Origin of the sequence: Sphingomonas sp. (assembly GCF_036387595.1) — a bacterium.
In the GTDB taxonomy this organism is placed as follows: domain Bacteria; phylum Pseudomonadota; class Alphaproteobacteria; order Sphingomonadales; family Sphingomonadaceae; genus Sphingomonas.
This window is the reverse complement of sequence record NZ_DASVTL010000007.1, coordinates 1-3,063: the sequence shown is the minus strand read 5'-3', so window position 1 is coordinate 3,063 and position 3,063 is coordinate 1. Positions and strand designations below refer to the sequence as shown.

5 protein-coding genes are annotated in these 3,063 nt (G+C 64.4%); 3 read left to right on the top strand and 2 right to left on the bottom strand.

The annotated features are described in order from the left end of the window. Positions 1 to 124: 124 nt before the first annotated feature. Together VF643_RS00375 and VF643_RS00370 are read left to right on the top strand one after the other, a co-directional pair. Complete coding sequence (locus tag VF643_RS00375) at positions 125 to 361, top strand: hypothetical protein (RefSeq protein ID WP_331041381.1); 237 nt, start codon at positions 125 to 127, stop codon at positions 359 to 361. A gap of 24 nt (positions 362 to 385) precedes the next feature. Continuing rightward, positions 386 to 790 carry a SufE family protein gene (locus VF643_RS00370; protein ID WP_331041380.1) on the top strand — a complete coding sequence of 135 codons (405 nt, stop codon included), beginning with the start codon at positions 386 to 388 and terminating at the stop codon, positions 788 to 790. Between the two features lie 83 nt (positions 791 to 873). Here the strand turns inward: VF643_RS00370 and VF643_RS00365 are convergent, their stop codons facing one another. Both VF643_RS00365 and VF643_RS00360 read right to left on the bottom strand, forming a co-directional pair. Beyond that, positions 874 to 1,206, bottom strand: a complete 333-nt coding sequence (locus tag VF643_RS00365; protein ID WP_331041379.1) for a hypothetical protein — start codon at positions 1,204 to 1,206, stop codon at positions 874 to 876. A gap of 24 nt (positions 1,207 to 1,230) precedes the next feature. After that, entirely contained in the window at positions 1,231 to 1,770 is a 540-nt protein-coding gene (locus tag VF643_RS00360) for a J domain-containing protein (protein ID WP_331041378.1), read from the bottom strand. Between the two features lie 196 nt (positions 1,771 to 1,966). Between VF643_RS00360 and VF643_RS00355 the strand changes: the two genes are divergently transcribed. Next, on the top strand, positions 1,967 to 3,063 hold a 1,097-nt coding region (locus tag VF643_RS00355; protein ID WP_331041377.1), incomplete at its 3' end, for a SulP family inorganic anion transporter.

Sequence of the window (3,063 nt, the reverse complement as noted above, 5' to 3'; positions counted from 1 at the left end):
GCGACGAAGTCCAGCAATTGCGCGAACGCATCCAGGTGCTCGAACGCGTGATCACCGACAACCATGGCAGCGTCGATCTCACCCAGGAGATCGACCGGCTGCGCGACCGCTGAAGGAGGCGGACATGATCGATGCCAATCTCTACCTGACGCTCGCTACCGCATCGCTCGCCGGACTGGCGATGGTCACCACCGCCGGGCTTTCGGGCTGGCGTAGCTGGCTGGCGCTGAAGCATTCGGAACTCGACCAGGCGCACGGATCCACCTCGCCGGTTCCCACCGCCGGTGCCCGGATCGAGATCGCGGACCTGAAGGAACGCATCAAGAAGCTCGAGGCGATCGCCGCAGGGGTGGACCTCTAACCTCGCCGCTTGTACCCGCCGCGGATGCCAAGCCTCGCCGATGTTCGTGACGAATACGAGTTCCTCGAAGCCGACGATCGCTATCGCCTGCTGATCGACCTCGGTCGCGAACTGGAACCGATGCCCGCGGCATTAAAATCGGACGCGACGCTGGTGCGTGGGTGTTCGGCGTCGGTGTGGGTCTATCCGACGGCGCGCGACGACGAGACGCTGCATTTCCTGGCGGACTCCAACGCCGCGATCACCAAAGGCATCATCGCGCTGGTATTGTTGGCGGTGCAGGACCGTCCTGCCGGCGAGATCCTCGCGACCGACATCCCCGCCGCCTTGGCACCGTTCGACCTGTCGAAGCAGCTGAGTTCGAACCGGACGCAGGGCATCCCCAACATGATCGCGCTGATCCGCGAAACCGCCGCGCGATACACATAGGCGGGATTGCTACCACTCCCGTCACCCCGGACCCGGGCCGGGGTGACGCTACCTCTTGGACGGCCGCAAAGTGGAACCCCGGATCAAAAGCCGGGCGACGGAGCTTTGGGGCGAACATACTCCACGCCCAACCGCTCCACCACGTCTTCGAGCGGCGCCCCGGCGGGCACGACCAGCCACTCGCCCGCCGCCCGCGCATCGACCACCACGACCGCATTCTTCGGGCAGACCCCGAGGCATTTGCTCTCGACGATCCCCAGCCCCGAACGCCGTCCCTTCTTCAAACCCAGCATGCGCCGCAACGCCTTTATGAGCGACGTTTTGCCATCGTCGCCGAAGCCGCCACCGACCTTCTTCGAACATTTGCCGCAGACCAGTACCGCGCCCTGCCAGTCACTGCGTACCGTCTTCAACATGCTGCCCTGTTCAATGCGGGGCCTTCAACGCGGGCGCCACTCGCGCCGTTCGTCGGCGCTCCGTAGGATCTCGTAGGCGGCCTGCACCGCTTGGAACTTAACCGCAGCATCCGCGTCGCCCGGACGCACGTCCGGGTGGTTTTCCTTGGCGAGCTTGCGCCACGCGGCCTTGATAGTGTCGAAGTCCGCATCGCTGTCGACCCCGAGCGCTTCGAGCGCATGAAGTTCGTCGCGCGATCGCGTGCCGTCGCCCGGTCCGCCCCAAGCATAGTGTTTCGCATTGGCATAGCCTGATGCGTCGCGCGTCTCGTCGGACTCGCGCGCCGCGGCCTCCTCCGCCGATAAGCCTTCGAAATAATTATACCCGCGGTTGTACTCGCCGGCATGCATCTCGCAGAAATACCAGCGATCGGGACTGTTGGGCGATTTCGGCGCGGGGCAGTTCCCAGGCTCTTCACAGCCGTGACGGTCGCACAGCCGCACCGTCGTCGTCTCGCGACCCGACCCATAGCCGCGCCACCGCGGGAAACCCCAGTCGTTCGATCGAGACGATGTTCGCGCCATCGCTGCGACATAGGCTGCGGACTCGCCAGCGCAACCCGCCTTTGTTGCGACGCGGCGCAACTCAGCAACGTTATGTAATGCTGCCGAAACGATCGGGGCCGGTTGGCAGTCGCCAGCAACAAAATGACGCACTGCCACGCGACGGCTGATGCTATGAAATCCTATACCTATTTTTGACTGATCGACAGGAGCTCAGGTGCCGACACCACGATCCATCTTCTCGACGTGGCGGGCCGATCTTCCCGCGTCGATCGTCGTCTTCCTGGTCGCACTGCCCCTATGCCTTGGCGTCGCTCTGGCGTCGGGAGCGCCGCTGTTTGCCGGAGTGATCTCGGGCATGGTCGGCGGTATCGTCATTGGCATTCTGTCGAAGGCGCCGCTGTCCGTGAGCGGCCCCGCCGCTGGTTTGACCGTGATCGTTCTCGCCGCGATCGAGAGCCTGCCGAGCTACCAGGTATTCCTGCTCGCCGTGGTGCTCGGTGGCGTGCTCCAGCTCGCATTCTCGTTCACGCGGGCGGGCATACTCGCCGAGTTCGTGCCATCGTCGGTGATCACCGGCATGCTCGCCGCGATCGGCCTGATCCTGATCCTCAAGCAGATCCCCCATGCGGTGGGCTATGACAGGGAATCGGAGGGCATCTTCGAATTCACGACCGCCGACGGTATCAACACCTTCGCGCGGGTATGGGACAGCCTCACCGGCAGTCTGACTCCGGGTGCGGTGATCATCGCGCTGGTTAGCCTGACCTTCCTGTTCTGGTGGGATGCGGCGCGGCCGAAAGAGGGCGTTCTGAAGTTCGTGCCAGGGCCGCTCGTCGTGGTCATCATCGGGGTGGTCGGCAATATCCTGCTCGGCCTGCTCAAGCCGGAATGGCAGCTCGGCACCCAGCACCTTGTCCAGGTGCCGATCGTCGACGGCTTGTCCAAATTCCCGTCGCTGTTCACCTTCCCCGATTTCTCTGCAATCGGCAGCGCCGCGGTCTGGACCACCGCGGCGACTCTCGCGATCGTCGCCAGCCTCGAATCGCTGCTGAGCGTCAAGGCGGTCGACGAGATCGATCCACGCCGCCGGACCACCGACAAGAATTGGGAGCTGATGGCACAGGGCGGCGGCAATATCGTCGCGGGCATGATCGGCGGCCTGCCCGTCACCTCGGTGATCGTGCGGTCGTCCGCCAACGTTGACTCGGGCGCGGAGAGCAAGCTGTCGACGATCCTGCACGGTTTCTGGCTACTGCTCAGCGTCGCGCTGATCCCGGCTGTGCTCAACCTGATCCCGCTGTCGGCGCTCGC

Coding starts and splice junctions, on each gene's coding strand:
- VF643_RS00375 (WP_331041381.1), top strand. CDS start 125: ATGATCGATGCCAATCTCTACCTGACGCTCGCTACCGCATCGCTCGCC.
- VF643_RS00370 (WP_331041380.1), top strand. CDS start 386: ATGCCAAGCCTCGCCGATGTTCGTGACGAATACGAGTTCCTCGAAGCC.
- VF643_RS00365 (WP_331041379.1), bottom strand. CDS start 1,206: ATGTTGAAGACGGTACGCAGTGACTGGCAGGGCGCGGTACTGGTCTGC.
- VF643_RS00360 (WP_331041378.1), bottom strand. CDS start 1,770: ATGGCGCGAACATCGTCTCGATCGAACGACTGGGGTTTCCCGCGGTGG.